Source organism: Actinosynnema sp., from assembly GCF_052038725.1.
Genome location: NZ_JBQGCX010001303.1, coordinates 1 through 1,507, shown reverse-complemented (window position 1 = coordinate 1,507; position 1,507 = coordinate 1). Strand labels below are relative to the sequence as shown.

General features: G+C 78.7%; 2 protein-coding genes. Both read left to right on the top strand.

The genetic code is table 11. The features are described from left to right. The coding region (locus ACTUAL_RS27535; RefSeq protein ID WP_440902280.1) for an MFS transporter at positions 1–1,087 on the top strand (1,087 nt) is incomplete at its 5' end. Positions 1,088–1,113: 26 nt separating this feature from the next. After that, the coding region (locus ACTUAL_RS27530) for an LLM class flavin-dependent oxidoreductase (RefSeq protein ID WP_440902279.1) at positions 1,114–1,507 on the top strand (394 nt) is incomplete at its 3' end.

The window sequence follows — 1,507 nt, the reverse complement described above, 5'->3', positions numbered from 1 at the left end:
GACCCCGGGCTCGCTCGCGGTCGTCCAGGCGAGCTTCCGGCCCGCCGACCGCGGTCGCGCGATCGGCACGTGGGCGGGGGTGGGCGCCGTCGCCCCCGCGCTCGGACCGCCGCTGGGCGGCTGGCTGGTGGAGACGGACTGGCGGCTGGTGTTCCTCGTCAACCTGCCGCTCGCGGCGGTCGCGCTGGTCCTGACGGCCCGCTTCGTGCCGGAGTCGCGGGACCCCGGCGCCGCCGGGCGCCTCGACGTCGCGGGCGCCGTCCTCGCGGTGCTCGCCCTGGGCGGGGTGACGGCGGGCCTGGTCGGGACCGGCGGCGGCGAGGGCGGTGACGTCCTCGCGGCCCTCGTGCCGGTGGGCTGGGCGGTCGGCCTGGGCGCCGCGGCCGGGTTCGTGTGGTGGCAGCGGCGGGCGCGCGCGCCGATGGTGCCGCAGTCGCTGTGGCGCAACCGGACCTTCACGGTCGCCAACCTCCTGACGCTCGGCGTCTACGCCGCGCTGTCGGGGGTGTTCTTCTTCCTGCCGGTGCAGCTGCAGACGACCCTGGGCTACCGACCGCTGCTCGCGGGCCTGGCGGGCCTGCCCTCCAGCCTGGCCCTGCTCCTGCTGTCGTCGTGGGCGGGCGGGCTCACGACCCGCCTCGGGCCGCGCCCGCTGCTCGTGACGGGCCCGCTCGTGGCCGCCGCGGGCGTGACGTGGCTGGCCTTCGTCGACGCGGGCGACCGCTACCTCACGACGGTGCTGCCGGGGGTGCTGCTGTTCGGGCTCGGCCTGTCCCTGCTCGTGGCCCCGCTCACCACCACGGTGCTCGCGGCGGCCCCGGACCGGCTCAGCGGCACCGCCAGCGGCGTGAACAACGCGGTGTCCCGGGCCGGCGGCCTGCTCGCCGTGGCGGCCCTGCCGGGCCTGGTCGGGCTCGCGCAGCAGGACTACGCCGACCCCGACGCGCTGACCGCCGGGTACCGGCTCGCGGTGCTGCTGTGCGCGGGGCTGCTCGTGGCGGGCGGGCTCAGCGGGCTGCTGGTGCCGCGGCGGCTGGCCGGCTGCGCGCCCCCGGGGGAGCCCGCGGGGCCTCCGCCCGGGCGGTGAGGCCGGGCCGGTGGTAGACCATCGCCATGGTGGTGACCGGGTCGGTCGGGATCCTGCTGCCGCGCGAGGTGCCGCCCGCCGAGGTCGCCCGGGTCGCCCGCGCGATCGAGGCGACCGGCGCCGACGAGCTGTGGGTGGTCGAGGACTGCTTCTACACCGGCGGGCTCACGACGACCGCGCTCGCGCTGGCCGCGACCCAGCGGGTGACGGTGTGCGTCGGGATCCTCCCGGCGGTGGCGCGGAACGCCGCGTTCACCGCCATGGAGCTCGCGACGCTCGCGGGGGCCTTCCCGGGGCGGCTGCACGCCGGGCTGGGGCACGGCGTGCGCTCGTGGGTCGAGCAGGTCGGCGCCACGCCGCGGTCGTGGCTGGGGGCGCTGCGCGAGACGACGGAGGCGGTGCGGGACCTGCTCGCCGGCG